Annotated in this window: 16 protein-coding genes; 8 read left to right on the top strand and 8 right to left on the bottom strand. The window is 69.4% G+C overall.

Annotated features, from left to right (window positions below):
* The 3 genes from ACFQU3_RS12360 to ACFQU3_RS12350 form a co-directional block, all read right to left on the bottom strand.
* Entirely contained in the window at positions 1 to 654 is a 654-nt protein-coding gene (locus ACFQU3_RS12360; protein ID WP_385910150.1) for a PadR family transcriptional regulator, read from the bottom strand.
* A 142-nt stretch (positions 655 to 796) separates the two neighbouring features.
* A complete protein-coding gene (locus tag ACFQU3_RS12355; protein ID WP_385910148.1) occupies positions 797 to 1,891 on the bottom strand; it encodes a hypothetical protein in 1,095 nt (364 codons plus the stop codon).
* A complete protein-coding gene (locus ACFQU3_RS12350) occupies positions 1,888 to 2,475 on the bottom strand; it encodes a SigE family RNA polymerase sigma factor (protein WP_385910146.1) in 588 nt (195 codons plus the stop codon). The genes ACFQU3_RS12355 and ACFQU3_RS12350 overlap by 4 nt, the downstream gene beginning before the upstream one ends.
* 189 nt (positions 2,476 to 2,664) lie before the next feature.
* Between ACFQU3_RS12350 and ACFQU3_RS12345 the strand changes: the two genes are divergently transcribed.
* From ACFQU3_RS12345 to ACFQU3_RS12310, 8 genes are all read left to right on the top strand, one after another.
* Positions 2,665 to 4,896, top strand: coding sequence for a transglycosylase domain-containing protein (locus ACFQU3_RS12345; RefSeq protein WP_385910144.1), 2,232 nt, complete (start codon positions 2,665 to 2,667; stop codon positions 4,894 to 4,896).
* Between the two features lie 7 nt (positions 4,897 to 4,903).
* On the top strand, positions 4,904 to 6,247 hold the full coding sequence (locus ACFQU3_RS12340) for a glycosyltransferase 87 family protein (RefSeq protein ID WP_385910142.1): 1,344 nt from the start codon (positions 4,904 to 4,906) through the stop codon (positions 6,245 to 6,247).
* Between the two features lie 254 nt (positions 6,248 to 6,501).
* Entirely contained in the window at positions 6,502 to 6,789 is a 288-nt protein-coding gene (gene rpsF / locus ACFQU3_RS12335) for a 30S ribosomal protein S6 (protein WP_188028912.1), read from the top strand.
* Positions 6,790 to 6,838: 49 nt separating this feature from the next.
* A complete protein-coding gene (locus tag ACFQU3_RS12330) occupies positions 6,839 to 7,441 on the top strand; it encodes a single-stranded DNA-binding protein (protein WP_385910140.1) in 603 nt (200 codons plus the stop codon).
* A gap of 132 nt (positions 7,442 to 7,573) precedes the next feature.
* Positions 7,574 to 7,810, top strand: coding sequence for a 30S ribosomal protein S18 (rpsR, locus tag ACFQU3_RS12325; protein WP_013494395.1), 237 nt, complete (start codon positions 7,574 to 7,576; stop codon positions 7,808 to 7,810).
* A 26-nt stretch (positions 7,811 to 7,836) separates the two neighbouring features.
* Positions 7,837 to 8,283, top strand: coding sequence for a 50S ribosomal protein L9 (gene rplI / locus ACFQU3_RS12320; RefSeq protein ID WP_385910138.1), 447 nt, complete (start codon positions 7,837 to 7,839; stop codon positions 8,281 to 8,283).
* 274 nt (positions 8,284 to 8,557) lie between these two features.
* Complete coding sequence (locus ACFQU3_RS12315) at positions 8,558 to 9,088, top strand: DUF4262 domain-containing protein (RefSeq protein WP_385910137.1); 531 nt, start codon at positions 8,558 to 8,560, stop codon at positions 9,086 to 9,088.
* A 118-nt stretch (positions 9,089 to 9,206) separates the two neighbouring features.
* Positions 9,207 to 10,100, top strand: coding sequence for a hypothetical protein (locus ACFQU3_RS12310; RefSeq protein ID WP_385910135.1), 894 nt, complete (start codon positions 9,207 to 9,209; stop codon positions 10,098 to 10,100).
* Positions 10,101 to 10,288: 188 nt separating this feature from the next.
* On the opposite strand, the gene ACFQU3_RS12305 is transcribed toward ACFQU3_RS12310, so the two are convergent.
* From ACFQU3_RS12305 to ACFQU3_RS12285, 5 genes are all read right to left on the bottom strand, one after another.
* On the bottom strand, positions 10,289 to 11,317 hold the full coding sequence (locus ACFQU3_RS12305) for a LacI family DNA-binding transcriptional regulator (RefSeq protein ID WP_385910133.1): 1,029 nt from the start codon (positions 11,315 to 11,317) through the stop codon (positions 10,289 to 10,291).
* Positions 11,314 to 12,861, bottom strand: coding sequence for a GH1 family beta-glucosidase (locus ACFQU3_RS12300; protein ID WP_385910132.1), 1,548 nt, complete (start codon positions 12,859 to 12,861; stop codon positions 11,314 to 11,316). Before ACFQU3_RS12300 ends, ACFQU3_RS12305 begins: the two co-directional genes overlap by 4 nt.
* The gene (locus ACFQU3_RS12295; RefSeq protein ID WP_385910130.1) at positions 12,858 to 13,688 is read right to left on the bottom strand and encodes a carbohydrate ABC transporter permease; all 831 of its coding nucleotides are present in this window, start codon (positions 13,686 to 13,688) and stop codon (positions 12,858 to 12,860) included. The genes ACFQU3_RS12300 and ACFQU3_RS12295 overlap by 4 nt, the downstream gene beginning before the upstream one ends.
* Entirely contained in the window at positions 13,685 to 14,605 is a 921-nt protein-coding gene (locus ACFQU3_RS12290) for a carbohydrate ABC transporter permease (RefSeq protein ID WP_385910494.1), read from the bottom strand. Before ACFQU3_RS12290 ends, ACFQU3_RS12295 begins: the two co-directional genes overlap by 4 nt.
* 272 nt (positions 14,606 to 14,877) lie before the next feature.
* Positions 14,878 to 16,212, bottom strand: coding sequence for an extracellular solute-binding protein (locus ACFQU3_RS12285; RefSeq protein ID WP_385910128.1), 1,335 nt, complete (start codon positions 16,210 to 16,212; stop codon positions 14,878 to 14,880).
* Positions 16,213 to 16,224: the final 12 nt, after the last annotated feature.

The raw sequence follows: 16,224 nt of genomic DNA, 5'->3' as shown, positions 1-16,224 counted from the left end.
TCACTCCTTGTTGTTGGTGGTGGTGCTCTGGGTGGGTGTGTCTGGGCTGGTGCTGCCGGGTGTGTCGTCGTATGCCGCCGGGCCGGGGTCGAGACTCGCGCGCCGTTCCGCGACGATGAGCTCCTCGAGCCACCGGACCTCTCGCTCGGCGCGCTCCTCGCCGTGCTGCTGGAGGGCGAGCGTGTAGCTGTCCATGCGCTCGCGGTTGCGCACGGAGGCCTCGCGGACGTTGGCGAGACGCTCCTCGAGCCGGGAGCGCCGCCCCTCGAGGATGCGCAGGCGGACCTGAGCCTCGGTGCGGGAGAAGAAGGCGAAGCGGACGTCGAAGTCGTCGTCGTCCCAGGCGTCCGGGCCGCTCGAGGCGACGAGGTCCTGGAAGTGCTCCTTGCCGTCGGCGGTCAGCTCGTAGGTGATGCGGGGCCTCTTGCTGCTGCCCAGGGCCGTCTCGGTGCTCTCGTGGATCCAGCCGGAGTCGACGAGGTGCTTGAGGGCGGGGTAGAGCGAGCCGTAGGACAGGGCCCGGAAGATGCCGAGGGCCGTGGTGAGGCGCTTGCGCAACTCGTACCCGTGCAGGGGCCCGTCGTGGAGCAGGCCGAGGACCGCGAACTCGAGCAGTGCAGCACGGCGGCTCTGCGGGCGATCGGACCTGGGCACGCCCTCACTGTACACACGGATATATCGCAGCGATACATCACAGCGTCACAGTTTGGGTCAACCAACCGGAACCAACCCCGCAACCCGGCGTGAGAGCCTGGTTTCGGGGTTGCGTCCGGTCGCTCGACCCGTCGGGCTCGACTCAGCGCTCGAGGGTGTAGACCGCGATGAAGGCGGTACCGCTGTTCGGTCGCGGCCCCTCGGCCACGAGACTCAGCGTGCGCGCCGAGCCGGCCGGCACCGGCGTCGGGCCCCAGCTCCCCACCGGCCGGCTCTCGCCCGTGTTGCGCAGGCCGTCGAGCCGCAGGCTGCTCGGCGAGCCGGGAGTGGTGGCCAGCACGGTGTCGCCGGCGGACCCCCACAGGACGACGGCCGGACCGGCCGGAGCGCCCGTCGGGGAGAGTCGACCCGACCGCAGCGGACTCGTGGACAGCCGCTCGAGACGGTAGCGGTACCCCTGGTGCTCGACGACGTGGGGCAGTGCCGTGACCGGCGTGCCGGACAGGTCCTTCACCGTCGTCTGGGACCCGAGCTCGTAGACGGCGCCGGTCAGCTGGGCGCCGTCGACCGACGCAGGCTTGTTCGTCTTCGCGTCGACGAGCTGGACGCGGACCCTGGCGGCCTGCCCCACCGTCAGCTCGGTCCAGCCCTGCCCAGGCTCGCCCGGGACGCCACCACCGGCCGGCAGGTCTCGCTCTGCGGGTCGGCCGGGCGAGCATGAGCTGCCGAAGAAGCCCTTGGCGCCTCCGAGGCTCACGGTGACCATGTACGTCGCGGCCTCGTCGTCGGTCAGGCCTGGCAGGTAGCACTCGGCGCCGTACGACACGTGCGTCGTCGTCGGCGTCAACACGAGCGAGAACTGCGCCTGGCCTCGCTCGCCGATGAAGCCGACGGCCAGCCGGTCGTCGGCGACCCGGGCGCGGTAGCGCAGGCCGTCCTTCACGATGTCGCCGGGCGCGTCGGGCACCGTACGGAACGGCATGCCGTCGGCGCCGATCATCGGCGCCGCGCTCGACGAGACGCTGCCCGCAGGGACGGCCGGTGCCTGTCGGTCGAGCGAGGACACGACGCCGACGGCGAGGGCCGCGACTGCGAGGGTGGCGACCGAGCCCGCGGCGGCTGCGCGGCGGCGCTTCGTGGAGCGGACCCGCTGCGCCACCCCTGCCCCGAAGTCCGGTGCGGGGCCGAGGTCGTCCGCGTGCATGGTCAGCTCGTCGCGAAGGTCGGTGAGGTTCATCGGACACGCTCCTCGTCGGAGGTGGGGCGCAGGGTGGGGTCGATGCGGAGCTTGGCGAGCGCCCGGCTCGCCTGGCTCTTCACGGTGCCGACCGAGCACTGCATGATCTCGGCGGTCTCGGACTCGGACAGGTCCTCGTAGAAGCGCAGGACGACAACCGCGCGTTGTCGTCTCGGCAGCCGGGCGAGTGCTCGCCAGAGGTCGGTGCGGTCGTCCACGCGTACGTCCTCGGTGGGACGGTGCCCGGCAGCCGCCGCGCGCTCGGGGAGTTCGGCTGTCGCCTCCTCGCCGTTCCAGCGCCGGCGCCACCAGCTCGAGTACGTGTTGACCATGATCCGGCGGACGTACGCCTCCGGCTGGCCGTCGATGCGGCCCCATGCGAACCAGGCCTTGGCCAACGAGGCCTGCACGAGGTCCTCGGCGAGCTCACGGTCGTGGGTCAACAGGTATGCCGTGCGCAGCAGTCGCGTCGAACGCGTCGCCACGAAGTCGTCGAACGACGCCTTCTCCATGGTGCGTCCCCCTGTCAGCGGCCCGGACGCGGCGTTGCCCGCCTCGGCCTCGGTGCCCGTCGTCGTCGTCACAATCTGGTGGACCGGCTGGCCCCTGCGAAAGGTTGCACGACCCCCCGGAGTACCTGAAGCCATTCTGTGGGCCGCTTGTGACGGTCGTGTGAGAGGCGTCCGCCGTTTCGGCGTCGTGGCTCCGGTCAGGTCATACTGAGTGGCGGCCCGGGACGGTTTCTCGGGTCTCATCGGTGAATGGAGCAGGTTGTGACGCAGAGCAGGCGCGACGTCCGCGCTGCCCAGCTGGCGGCCGAGAAGGGTCGGACCAGAGGCAACGGCAACGGCCACGGCAACGGCCACGGCAACGGTCGCGGTGGTGCCGGCTTCGACGACGGTGACGGCGAGGGCCGCACCGGTTGGAAGAAGTGGGTCGTCGGCACCCTGAAGTGGGGCTCGATCGCGGCGGCCGTCCTCTTCGTCCTCGGCGCCATCGGTGCGGTGATCGCCTACAACCAGATCGCCATCCCGCAGCCCAACGACCTCGCCAACAAGCAGGTCTCGATCGTCTACTACTCCGACGGCAAGACCGAGCTCGACCGCATCGCCGTGCAGGACGGCAACCGCGAGTCGGTGAACCTGGACAAGGTGCCGAAGTCCGTCCAGGAGGCCCACATCGCTGCCGAGGACCGCACCTTCTACCAGAACAACGGCATCTCGGTCGGCGGCATCCTGCGCGCCGTCAAGACGACCGTCACGGGTGAGGCGCAGGTCGGTGGCTCCACCATCACCCAGCAGTACGTCAAGAACTACTTCCTGACCCAGGACCGCACGCTCTCGCGCAAGGCCAAGGAGATCCTCATCGCCGTCAAGATCGACGGCCAGCTCTCCAAGCGCGAGATCCTCGAGAAGTACCTCAACACCATCTACTACGGCCGGGGCGCGTACGGCATCCAGAGCGCGGCCAAGGCGTACTTCGGCAAGGACGTCAGCAAGCTCACGGTCGGCGAGGGCGCCGTGCTCGCGTCCGTCATCAACGCGCCGTCGCTCTACGACCCCGCCAACGGCGAGCGCGCCGAGGCCAACCTGACGAAGCGCTACGGCTACGTCCTCGACGGCATGGTCGCCGAAGGCTGGCTCAGCGCCGCCGACCGAGCCAAGTACGACGCGCTGCCGAAGATCCAGGCGTACAAGGGCAACAAGTTCTCCGCCGGCCCCAACGGCTTCATCACGGCCCAGGTCAAGCGCGAGCTGCTCTCGACCGGCCTGTCCGAGCAGGACATCGACAACGGCGGCCTGCGCATCGTCACGACGATCGACAAGAAGGCGCAGACCGCGGCGATCGCGGCGATGAAGGACAACCTGCCCAAGAAGGTGCAGGGGGGCCTCGTCGCGATCCGCCCGGGTGACGGTGCCGTCGTCGCGATGTACGGCGGCGCCGACTACGCGAAGAGCCAGTTCAACACCTCGACCCAGGCGATCATGCAGGGCGCCTCGAACTTCAAGCCGTTCGCGGTGCTCGCCGCGGTCCGCGACGGCATCTCGACGAAGACGAAGTTCGACGGCGACTCGCCGCAGGAGATCGACGACACCCGCATCACGAACTTCGGTGAGCGGTCGTACGGCATGGTCGACATGCGGCGCATGATCGGCCGCTCGATCAACACCGCGTTCGTCAACCTCAACAAGGAGATCACCCCGGCGCTGACGCGTCAGGCGGCGATCGACGCGGGCATCCCCGAGAGGACGCCGGGCCTCGACGAGACCCTGACCAACGTCCTGGGCACTGCGTCCCCGCACGTCATCGACATGGCCTCTGCCTACTCGACGATCGCGTCACAGGGGGTGCGGTCCAAGCCGTACTTCGTCAAGAAGGTCACGTCGACCACGGGCGACTTCAGCTACGAGGCCAAGCCGCAGACGCGTCGCGCCTTCGACAAGGACGTGACGGCCGACGTCACCGACGCGATGACCTACACCGTCAAGGACGGCGGCACCGCGACCAAGCTCCAGCAGCTCGACCGCCCGGTGGCCGGCAAGACCGGTACGTCGTCGTACGCCAAGTCGATCTGGTTCTCCGGCTTCGTGCCGCAGCTCGCCGTCTCGATCGGCATGTACAAGCCCGACGCCGATGGCAACCCGCAGACCCTGACCGACGCCGAGGACACCAACCTCACAGGTGGGACGATCCCCGCCGACGTGTTCTACGCCTTCATGAAGGCCGCCCTCGAGAACGTCGAGGTCCAGGACTTCCCGAAGCGTGCCGGTGTCGGCGACGACAGGGTTCCGACGCCGACGACGACGTTCACGCCGCCGCCGACGAGCGAGGCGCCCACCACGACCGAGCAGACGACGACCGAGGCGCCGACGACGACGCAGGAGCCGACCAGGACCAACGGCACGGGCAAGCCCCAACCGACGACGACGACCGAGGAGCCGACGGTCACCATCCCGTTGCCCTTGCCGTCGGAGACCTCGACCAAACCGGGCAACGGCCCATGACGCCGCGGTGACCGAGCGGGTCGACGACCCCGTCGTGCGGGCGGCCTCCGAGGTCATCGGCGGTCCCCGCGGACGGTATGCGGCCGCACGTGAGCTCCCCTGGGTGCTCACGGCGGCCGTGCTGTCCGCCCTGACGGCGGTCACGGCCGGTCTCGGCATCCTGCTTCGCGCCCCCTGCCTGCGCACCGGTTTCACCGGCGACACCCAGTTCTGGAGCGCGTGCTACGCCGACCTGCCCACCGCGTACCGCGACGCGAACCTCAAGGCCGGCCTCGCGGCATACCTCCAGGGTGGCGACGGGGCGCCCGTCACGGGGCAGCCGCCCCTCACCGGGTTCGTCCTGACCGCGATGGCGAGCCTCGGGCCCGACGAGGGCAGCCTCAAGACACGCGCGGTGTGGTACTTCGCGCTGTGGTCCGTGCTGCTGACGCTGCTGCTGCTCGCGATCGTGTGGCTCGTCGCCTCGTCGGCCGCCCGGCCCTTCTCCGCCGCGCACGTCGCGCTGTCGCCGGTCGCGGCGCTCGTGGGCTTCGTGTCGGCGGACCTGCTCGGGGTGATGCTCGCCGCCGCGGGCATGTGGGCGTGGTCGCGCCGCAACCCGACCCTGGCCGGCGTGCTCCTCGGCCTCGCCATAGGAGCGCGCTCCTATCCCGTCCTCATCCTGGTCGCCATCGTCCTGCTGTGCGTACGGTCCGGGCGGCTGCGCGAGATGGGCCGCACCGTCGGGTATGCGCTGCTGACCTTCGGGGGGCTGCTGTCGGCGATCTGGCTGCTCAACAAGGACGCGGCCGCCTCTCCGTACCTGAACTGGGCGTCGGCCGGCGCCGGCTACGGCTCGCCGTGGCTGCTGCCGCAGCTCGCGGGACACCCGCTGCCTCCAGGTGCCGTCACGACGCTCGCGGTCGTCGGCTGGCTCGTCGCCCTCCTGGTGGGGGCGGTGCTCGCGCTCGCGTCGGCGCGGCGCCCGACGATCGCCGAGGTCTCGCTCGTCATGGTCGGCATCGTCCTCGTGACCGGCAAGTCGTTCACCGTGCAGAGCTCGCTGTGGCTGCTGCCGCTCGTCGCGTGGTGCGCCCTCCAGTGGCGCGACCACCTCGTCTGGGCGGGGGCCGAGGCGCTGAACTTCGTGGCCGTGTGGCTCACCATCGCGGCGACCAGCGTGCCGGACCGCGGCATGCCGGCCCCGTGGTACGCGTTCTTCTCGATGCTGCGCGTCGTGGCCGTGCTGTGGCTCGTCGCGGTCGTGTGGCTGCGGGCGCGTGAACGCTGGAGCCGGTCGAGCGTCGAGCCCGACGACCTGGCCGGGCCGATGAGCGGGGCCGAGGACCGCCTCATCGTCCGTTTCTCGTGAGTGCACGGCGAGCGCACGGTGAGCGCACGGTGAGCGCCACCGATTTCTTCGTATGCCGGGTGGCCCGGTAGTCTTGCCCAGTTCGTCGTGTGCCCGGTTGCCTGTGGATTCGAACCGACCGATGTCGGTGAGATCTGCGAGGCTGAACCCGGCTGGACATCAGGCCGGGCCCAGGCTCGCGACGGGACGAATGCAACCCTCCTGTCACGAGAGAGACTCGTGACCGCCAAGACCAGAGGAGGTGGGTTAGAAGCATGCGTCAGTACGAACTCATGGTCATCCTCGACCCGGAGACCGAAGAGCGCACCGTCGACAAGACGATGGACAAGTTCCTCTCCGTCGTGAAGAGCGATGGCGGCACCGTCGACAACGTCGACATCTGGGGCCGTCGCCGTCTCGCCTACGACATCAAGAAGAAGTCCGAGGGCATCTACGTCGTCGTCACCATGTCTGCTGAGCCGGCCACGGCCCAGGAGCTCGACCGCCAGCTGAACCTCAGCGAGTCGGTCATGCGCACCAAGCTGCTGCGCCCCGGCGCCTGATTCAGCGACAGCTACTGAACCGCTCGATCAACCGACGAAGGACTGATCCATGGCTGGCGACACCGTCATCACGATCATCGGCAACCTGACCGCCGACCCCGAGCTGCGTTTCACGCCGTCGGGTGCAGCGGTCGCGAACTTCACCGTGGCCTCGACGCCGCGGCAGTTCGACCGCCAGAGCAATGAGTGGAAGGACGGCGAGACGCTGTTCATGCGCTGCTCGGTGTGGCGTGACGCGGCGGAGAACGTCGCCGAGTCGTGCCAGCGGGGCATGCGCGTGATCGTGTCCGGCCGTCTGAAGTCTCGATCCTACGAGACCAAGGAAGGCGAGAAGCGCACCGTCGTGGAGATGGACGTCGACGAGATCGGCCCGTCCCTGCGCAGCGCGACCGCAAAGGTCAACAAGACCCAGCGCGGTGGCGGCGGTGGCGGCTTCGGCGGCGGCCAGGGCAACCAGGGCAGCGGCGGCTGGAGCGGCGGCGGCCAGGCCGAGGACCCGTGGGCGACCGGCGGCTCCGCCGGCGGTGGCCAGGCCGGCGGCTGGGCACAGCCCGCCGGTGGCCAGCCTGCAGCCGGTGGCCAGCCCGCAGCCGGTGGCCAGCAGGGCGGTGGCTGGGGCCAGGCCCCCAGCTACGACGAGCCCCCCTTCTGATCGTCCCGATCGACACGCTCGAGCAGGTCAGCACCGCCGTCCGGTGAATGAGCCGGACGGCATACCGAAGAAGTTCAGAACCCATCCCGGGGCACGAAACCCCGGGCTCTCATCAAGAAGGAGAGCACCACGATGGCAAAGCCCGTTGTGCGCAAGCCCAAGAAGAAGGCCAACCCGCTGAAGGCGGCGAAGGTCGAGAACATCGACTACAAGGACACTGCGCTGCTGCGCAAGTTCATCTCCGACCGCGGCAAGATCCGCGCGCGTCGCGTGACCGGTGTGTCCGTCCAGGAGCAGCGTCTCATCGCCACGGCCGTCAAGAACGCCCGTGAGATGGCCCTGCTGCCCTACTCGAGCTCGGCTCGCTGAGCCCGTTCGGGAACAAGGAGAACACCATGAAGCTCATTCTCACGCACGAGGTCTCGGGTCTCGGTGAGGCCGGCGACATCGTCGAGGTCAAGGACGGCTACGGCCGCAACTTCCTGCTCCCGCGTGGTCTCGCGACCCCGTGGACCAAGGGTGGCCAGAAGCAGGTCGACGCCCTGACGAAGGGCCGTGAGGTCCGTGCGATCAAAGACCTGGACCAGGCCAAGGGCGTCCGGGGCCAGCTCGAGGCGACGGCCGTCAAGGTGCCGGCCAAGGCCGGCCAGTCGGGTCGTCTCTTCGGTGCCGTCAGCAACGGCGACATCGCCGCTGCCGTCAAGGCGGCCGGTGGCCCCGACCTCGACAAGCGCAAGATCGAGGTGAAGCAGGCCATCAAGACGCTCGGCTCCTACGAGGCGACCGTCCGCCTGCACCCCGAGGTCGCGGCGACCCTGAAGTTCGAGGTCGTCTCCGCCTGAGGGCACTGCTGAGCAGCACGGTCGAAGGGCCGGGTTCCGCCGCCGCGGAGCCCGGCCCTTCGCCATGCCCACCCCACCGCCCCACCCCGTCGAGTGGGCAGTTTCCACCACCATCACCGACCCGTGGACCCAAGGTCGAGTGGGCAGTTTCCACCGGTCGTCCCCACCTCCCACGAGCCTGCGGCGTCTGTCCACAGGATCCAGGCGGTCCCATCGACGCCCCGCCGCAGCCGCCACGCTGTACATGACGACGGCGAACGGCCAGGAGGCGCGAGTGGACGAGATCAGGCTCAACCAGTGGCTCGATCAGGAGGACCGCAGGGTCAGCGAGAACATCCGACGGCACGGCTGCTCCCTCGAGTACGTCATGCCCTGCGTGGGCGACACGGACCCGACTCCGTTCTGCTACACGATCGGCCTGTTCGGACTGGGCCATCCTGAGCTCATCGTGTTCGGTCTCGACCAGCACAGCGCCGCTGGCTTCCTCAACCACATGCACGGACTCATCAAGGCGGGCCGCGACCTCGTCCCGGGAGAGGTCCTGACGTTCGCGGGGCACGACGAGCGCTACCTCGTCGAGGAGGTGCCGAACCCGGGCGACATCATCTTCGGCGCCAACCGGCACTATGCGCGACCGTCCGAGTTCTCCGTGCGGGCCTTCCAGCTCACCTGGTCGGTCGGTGACGCCTTTCCGTGGGACGAGGGCTATCCGTATCCGCCGTACAGGCAGCCACGGCCCGGCACCTTCTCGGCGCGACTCGAGGACGGCGAAGATGCCGGACCGTGTTCCTGCGGCAGCTGCTGAGTCGGCCCTGCCACCCTCGTCCGTGACGACGAGAGCATTCCTGGCTGGTCCGGCACGGGCCGCGGGGGTTTCTCAGCGATGGCTGGACTCGGCGGAGCTGTTCCGCCCAGTTCGCGGCGTGCGTTCGCTCGTGGTCCCGCAGACCCTTGTCGACCGCGCCGCCGGCCTGATGCCGGCGCTACCTACCGGCGCGGCGTTCTCGCACGTGACCGGCGCGTTGCTGCTCGACCTGCCTCTCTCGTACGCGATGGAGGAGGATCCGCGCCTTCACGTCACCGGACCGTTGGACACCCGGCGCATGCGCAAGCCCGGCGTCGTCGCACATCGGGCCCTGCATGCCCGTGCCCACACGATCGTGGACGGCCTTCCCGTGGTCGATCTCGCTGACACCTGGGTCGACATGGGCGAGCTCGTCGGACGCGGAAAGCCAGCAGGCCTGGACGACCTCATCGTCATCGGCGACGCCGTCGCCACTCGGCTGAACTCCGTGCAGCCCATGCGAAGAGCCCTGATGGCTCGCGTCCGACCACGCGGAAAGGCCACGCTCCTCGAGGCACTGGACGAGATCCGGGTCGGCTCGGCGTCTCCGCGAGAGACGCTGGCGCGGCTGATGCTGGTTCGGTGCGGCCTCCCCGAACCAGCACTGAACCAGGCGATCGTCGGCGACAACGATGTGCTGCTGGGAGTGGCTGACCTGCACTGGTCGAAGGAAGGCGTCGTGGGCGAGTACCAGGGCGAAGCGTTCCATGACGGGCCGCAGGAGCGAGCGAGCGACGAGGTTCGCCGCGAAGGGTTCGAGCGCCGCGCCGGCCTCACGGTCGAGGAGATCTGGAAGGCCGACATGAGCTCATCTCGGGCCCGACGAAGCTGTGTACTCCGTTTCGCCCGGGCGCTCGGTGTGCCGGAGTCGTCGCTCGACCTGTCCCGGGCGGACCCACGGTTCTTCTCGTCGCACGCCATCGACCTCGCCATCCAGCGCGACATGCAGCGGAGCATGCGGCGGTTCGGGTGAGCCTCTAGCGGGGGCAAAGTGCCCACTCGACTCTGGGGTGGGTGCGAAGTGCCCAGTCGACTTTGGGGGTGGGTGCGAAGTGCCCACTCGACTCTGGGGTGGGTGCGAAGGGGTGGGTGCAAAGTGCCCAGTCGACTCTGAGGTGGGTGCGAAGGGGTGGGTGCGAAGTGCCCACTCGACTTTGGGGGTCAGGTGGAGTGGCGCTCGACGAGGTGGGTGTCGAGGGTCGTCACGCGCGGCGGTGACTCGCCGCCGAGCAGCCGCAGCAGGGTGTCGGCCATGACGACGCCCATCTCCTGTGCGGGCTGGGCCACCGTCGTCAGGCCGACCTTGCCCCGCGTCGCGTACTGGCTGTTGTCGAAGCCGACGATGGCGACGTCGTCGGGCACCCGCAGCCCGCGTTCCTCGAGCGCGAGCAGCGCGCCGCTCGCCATGAGGTCGCTCGCGACGAAGATCGCGTCGAGGTCGGGATGCTCGTCGACCAGCGTCAACGCCGCCCTGATGCCGCCTGCCTCGGTGAAGTCGCCGCGGCCGACCCGGTGGTCGGAGAGCCCGGCGGCGGCCAGGGCGTCGCGCCAGCCCAGCTCGCGGTCGACGGAGGCGGGCATGTCGGCGGGTCCGGTGATCGTCGCGATCGCCCGTCGACCGCGGGCGATGAGGTGCTCGACGCCGCGCCGTGCCCCGGTGCGGTTGTCGACGTCGATGTAGTAGTCGCCGGGGTTGGCGATGTCACCGAGCGGGCGGCCACCGAAGACGACGGGCAGCGAGCGCCCGAGCGAGGCGAGGAAGTGGTCGCCCGAGTGGTGCGACACGACGAGCGCGCCGTCGACGTTGCCGCCGAGGAGGTAGCGCTTGGTCTTCTCCGACGGCGAGCTCGGGTGGGTCAGCTGGAGGTTGAGCACGTAGTCGCTGTCGTCGAGCCGTTCGCTGATGCCCTGCACGACGTCGGCGAAGTACGGGTCGCCGAAGAATCGGTGGGCGTCCTCGGGCACGACGAGCGCGATCGACATCGTGGCCCGCGCGACGAGCGAGCGGGCCGCCCGGTTGGGCACGTAGTCGAGCTCGGCGATGGCCTTCTCGACGACGGCGAGCACGTCGGGGCTGACGCGTGGTGACCCGTTGATGACGCGCGAGACCGTGGCCCGGGACACGCCGGCCACCCGGGCGACCTCCTCGAGGGTGGGTCGCCCGACGGGGGTGGCCGCCGCGCCGCTCATGCCTGCGTGTCTCCTACCGGTTCGGTCAGGGTGTCGGTGCCGCTCGTGCCCACGAGCGGCACGGGTGCCACCGGTGGAAGCAGGTGGCGCGTGGCTATCGTCCGGGCGAGGTCGAGGGCGCTCGCCTTCGGGGTCCGCACCTGGGTGTCGTAGTCGACTCGGACGATACCGAAGCGCTTGGCGTAGCCCCACGCCCACTCGAAGTTGTCGAGCAGCGACCAGTAGAAGTAGCCGCGCACCGGCACGCCCGCGTCGACGGCGTCGAGGATGGCGCCGATGTGCGCGCGGACGTATGCCGTCCGGTCGCCGTCCTCGACGAAGCCGTCCTCGTCGGCGACGTCGTCGAAGGCGGCACCGTTCTCCGTGACGTGCAGCGTGACCCCCGCCGGGCCGGTGTAGTCCTCGTGGAGGCGCACGAGCAGGCGGGTCAGGCCCTCGGGCTGGATCTCCCAGTCCATGGCCGTCACGGGTAGCCCGCGCGGGTGCCGGAACGACTCGTCGGCCGCGGGGAAGGGCGACCGTGTGAGGCGGCCTCCGTTGAGGTTGTCGGCAAGGGCGCTCGCCGGCCTGGTGTGACCGATGGCCTCGCCGTTGTAGTAGTTGACGCCGAGGACGTCGATGGGCGTCGAGATGATGTCCAGGTCGCCGTCCACGATCCGGTCCTCGAGTCCCAGGTGGCGGACGTCCTCGAGCAGGTCTGACGGGTAGGCGCCGCGAAAGATCGGGTCGAGGAAGACGCGGTTCATCTGTGCGTCGACGCGCCGGGCGGCGTCGACGTCGCGGGGGTCCGACGGGTCGAGCGGGTCTGCGACGGTGAAGTTGAGAGTCAGTCCCAGCTCGAGTGCCGAGTCACGCGCACGCAGCTCCTGCACCGCCCGGCCGTGGGCGAGCATCAGGTGGTGCGCGGCGGCGAGTCCGTCTGCGGGAGAGGTGCGCCCGGGCGCGTGCATGCCGGCGGTGTAGCCGAGGAACGCCGCGCAGAACGGCTCGTTGAGGGTCGTCCACGTGCTGACCCGGTCGCCGAGCCGGTCGTGCACCGCGCCGGCGTACTGGACGAACCGGTCGACGGTCTCACGCGACGTCCATCCGCCCCTGTCCTCCAGCGCCTGTGGCAGGTCCCAGTGGTAGAGCGTCAGCCACGGCGCGATGCCGGCGTCGATGAGCGAGTCGACGAGCCGCTCGTAGAAGTCGAGGCCCTTGGCGTTGACGGGACCGCCGTCGGGGCAGATGCGTCCCCATGACGTGGAGAAGCGGTACGACTGGATGCCGAGCGACTTCATGAGGCCCACGTCTGCGGCATACCGGTGGTAGTGCTCGCACGCGACGTCGCCGGTGTCGCCGTCGACGACCGCGCCCGGCGTGTGCGAGAACGTGTCCCAGATCGAGTCGGTGCGCCCGTCCTCGTGACGGGCCCCCTCGATCTGGTACGCGGCCGTGGCGACGCCGAGGACGAACTCGGCGGGCACCGGGCGCCCTTGCGGCGCAGCAACTCCGGCGCCAGGAGCGATGAGCGTGCTCTGGTGGGTCTGGGTCTGGGCGGTCATCCCTTGACTGCTCCTTGCATGATGCCGGACACCAGCTGCTTGCCGGCGAAGACGAACAGGACGATGAGGGGCAGGGCCATGAGGACGACCCCGTTGAGCACGAGCGAGTAGTCGACGAAGTACGCCGCCTGGAGCTGCTGCAGCGCGACCGGCAGCGTCGGGTTGCCGGGGTCGAGGATGATGAACGGCCAGAAGAAGTTGGTCCACGTCGCGATGAAGGTGAACAGGCCGAGCATCGCCGCGCCCGGGCGCGCGGCCGGCAGGGCGACGGACCAGAACGTCCGCAGGGTCGAGGCGCCGTCGACGCGCGAGGCCTCGATGAGCTCGTCGGGCAGCGCCTCCTGGAGGTACTGCGTCATCCAGAAGACACCGAAGGCGCTCACGGCACTGGGGAGGATGACCGCCCAGACGCTGCCGATCCAGCCGAGCTTGCTCATGACGATGAAGAGCGGCACGATCCCGAGCTGCGTCGGCACGGCCATCGTCGCGATGACGAAGACGAGCAGCCCTGAGCGGCCACGGAAGCGCAGCTTGGCGAACGCGAACCCCGCCAGCGCCGAGAAGAGCACGACGAGCAGCGCGACGGTCGAGCTGACGAGGATGCTGTTGCCGAGCGCCTTCCAGAACGGCACGGTCGTGACCACGGTCGCGGCGTTCTCGAGGAAGTGTCCGCCGGGCACGAACGAGTACGGGTCCCGGACGATGGCCGCCGAGTCCTTGCTCCCGATGACGAACGACCACCAGAGCGGGAAGGCCGAGGCCAGCAGGACGACGAGGAGGAAGACGTATGCCGTGCGGCTGGCCTGGGTGCGGCGGGCGAGTCTCATCGCTGTCCCTTCGAGGCGATCCGGCGGGTGACGAAGAAGTTCACGACCGCGAAGAGGACGACGACGAGGAAGAGCATCCAGGCGACGGCGGCTGCTCTGCCGAAGTTCTTCTGCGTCCAACCGAGCTGGTAGAGGTAGATCGTCAGCGTCTGCCACTGGCGGTCCGCGCCGCCGAGGCCGTACTGGTCGTACATCCTCGGCTCGTCGAAGATCTGCAGGCCGCCGATCGTCGAGGTGATGACGACGAAGATGATGGTCGCGCGCAGCTGCGGGATCGTGATCGAGAAGAAGGTCCGGATGCGGCCGGCGCCGTCGATCATGGCGGCCTCGTAGTAGTCGCGCGGGATGGCCTGCATCGCGGCGAGGAAGATGAGGGCGTTGTAGCCGGTCCACCGGAAGTTGACCATGGTGGCGATGGCGAGGTGGCTGGGCACGACGTCCTTGTGCCACTGCACCGGGTCGATGCCGACGAGGCCGAGCAAGTGGTTGACGAGCCCGAACTTGTCGCCGAACAGGTCGCTGAAGATGAGGGCGACGGCGACGGGCGCCACGACGTAGGGCAGGAGCACGCCCATCCGCCAGAAGGTCCGGGCCCGCAGGCCGCTGTCGAGCGCCGCGGCGATGAGCAGCGCGAGGATGATCTGCGGCACGCTCGAGAGCAGGAAGATGCTGATCGTGTTCTTCAGCGCGTTCCAGAAGTACGGCTGGGCCAGGACGTCGGTGTAGTTCTTGAGTCCCACGAAGTTGCCCTGGCCGCCGATGAGGCTCCACTTGTGGAGCGAGACCCACGCCGTGTAGAGCAACGGGAAGAGCCCGACGACGGCGAAGAGGATGAAGAACGGCGAGACGTACGCGTACGGCGAGGCCTTCTCGTCGAGCCTCGTCAGGCGCCGGCGCCAGCTCGGCCGAGGCGCCAGGGGCGAGCGACTGACGAAGTCGGGAGCTGCCTGCCGGGCCTGGTCGACGCCCGCTGCGCGGCGGGCCCCCGGCGAGGTGCCGGGCGGCTGTGCGGGGGACTGGACGGTCACGGTCGGTTCCGCTCGTCGGGCGGGTGGCCCGGTGCCGGGTGACAAGTCACCGGACCACCCGCGGGTCGGCGCTCAGCGGCATACCGCTGGCTGGGGGAGGGGCGGGACGGGGGCGGGTGGCGTGTACCCGCCCCCGTCCGCTCCCTGGGTTCGGGCGTCTGTCAGCCCAGGGCCTTCACGTCGGCCACCCACTTGTCCCACGACTCCTGCGGCGTGGACCCCTGCTCAACGCGGGTCAGCGCCTGCTGCATCGCGTCGTTGATGGCGAAGTAGTGGGTGCCCTTGTACGGCGCGATGGTCACGGCCTTGGCGCGCTCGGCGAAGATCTCGCCGGTCGGGGCGTTGTTGAACGCCGCAACCTTGAACGCGAGCAGCTCGGGGCTGGTCAGCGCGGCCTGCTGGCTCGGGAAGGCGCCGACCTTCTTGAAGGCCTTGATCTGCTGCTCGGGAGCGGTCAGCCACGAGGCGAGGATCTGCGCCTCCTTGGGTTGGGCGCTCTGTTTGGGGACGACGAGGTAGGAGCCGCCCCAGTTGCCGCCGCCACCGGGGAAGGTGTTGGCGACGTCCCAGCCCTTGACGCCCTTGGCGTTGCCCTCGATGACGCCGACCATCCAGCCGGGGCAGAGCATGGTCGCGAAGCCGTCCTTCTGGAAGCTCGCGGTCCAGTCGTCGCCCCACTGCTGAAGCTTGGCGGAGAGGCCGTCGGCGATGCCGGCCTGGATGACCTGGTCGTAGATCTTCTTGACCTCTGGGTTGTCCGTGGCAGTGATCGCGTCATCCTCAGGGTTCTCGTACGCGGCCTGGACCTGGTTGACCATGCCCTGGTACGTCGCACCCAGGCTGTCGAAGAACGGGACCTTCGACTTCGCCGCGAACTGCTTTCCGGCCGCGAAGTAGCTGTCCCACGTCGTGCCGAAGAGCTTGGCGACCGACTCGCGGTCGCTCGGCAGACCGGCCTTCTTGAACAGGTCGCTGCGGTAGCAGATGGCCTCCGGGCCCGAGTCGGTGCCGTAGCCGATGAGGTGGCCCTCGGCGTCGGTGGCGGCCTTGGCCTTCCAGTCGAGCCAGCGTCCCTGGACGTCCGGGGCCGTGAGGTCGGTGAACTTGTCGGAGTACTGGAGCATCTCCGGCAGCCAGTCCACCTCGACGGCCTCGACGTCGGCCATGCCGCTGCCGGCCGAGAGCCGGGTGAAGAACGTGTCGCGCGCCTCGTTGGAGGTCGCGGCCTTCTTGTGGGTGACCTTGATGTTCGGGTGCGTCTTCTCGAACTCGGGGATGAGCTCCTCGTAGCCGAACTGGTTGAAGGTGGCCAGAGTCAGGGTGACCTGACCGCCGTTGCCCTGGCCGCCGGTGCTGCCGGCCTGGGTGGCAGGACCGTCGCCAGCCGAACCGGAGCTGCAGGCCGAGAAGGCCAGCAGCGAGGCGGTGACGGTGGCCAGAACTACGTGCCGAGAGCGCACGGAAGGCGCGCCGATCCGGGTGGAACGGGATGTCATGGAGAGCTCCTT

The sequence above is a fragment of the Terrabacter sp. GCM10028922 genome (genome assembly GCF_042666095.1).
Taxonomy (GTDB): domain Bacteria; phylum Actinomycetota; class Actinomycetes; order Actinomycetales; family Dermatophilaceae; genus Terrabacter.
Note: the sequence above shows the minus strand (reverse complement) of the source record. Positions and strands in the feature narration are given on the sequence as shown.

Coding starts and splice junctions, on each gene's coding strand:
- ACFQU3_RS12330 (WP_385910140.1), top strand. CDS start 6,839: ATGGCTGGCGACACCGTCATCACGATCATCGGCAACCTGACCGCCGAC.
- ACFQU3_RS12305 (WP_385910133.1), bottom strand. CDS start 11,317: ATGAGCGGCGCGGCGGCCACCCCCGTCGGGCGACCCACCCTCGAGGAG.
- rpsR (WP_013494395.1), top strand. CDS start 7,574: ATGGCAAAGCCCGTTGTGCGCAAGCCCAAGAAGAAGGCCAACCCGCTG.
- ACFQU3_RS12355 (WP_385910148.1), bottom strand. CDS start 1,891: ATGAACCTCACCGACCTTCGCGACGAGCTGACCATGCACGCGGACGAC.
- rplI (WP_385910138.1), top strand. CDS start 7,837: ATGAAGCTCATTCTCACGCACGAGGTCTCGGGTCTCGGTGAGGCCGGC.
- ACFQU3_RS12285 (WP_385910128.1), bottom strand. CDS start 16,212: ATGACATCCCGTTCCACCCGGATCGGCGCGCCTTCCGTGCGCTCTCGG.
- ACFQU3_RS12300 (WP_385910132.1), bottom strand. CDS start 12,861: ATGACCGCCCAGACCCAGACCCACCAGAGCACGCTCATCGCTCCTGGC.
- ACFQU3_RS12295 (WP_385910130.1), bottom strand. CDS start 13,688: ATGAGACTCGCCCGCCGCACCCAGGCCAGCCGCACGGCATACGTCTTC.
- rpsF (WP_188028912.1), top strand. CDS start 6,502: ATGCGTCAGTACGAACTCATGGTCATCCTCGACCCGGAGACCGAAGAG.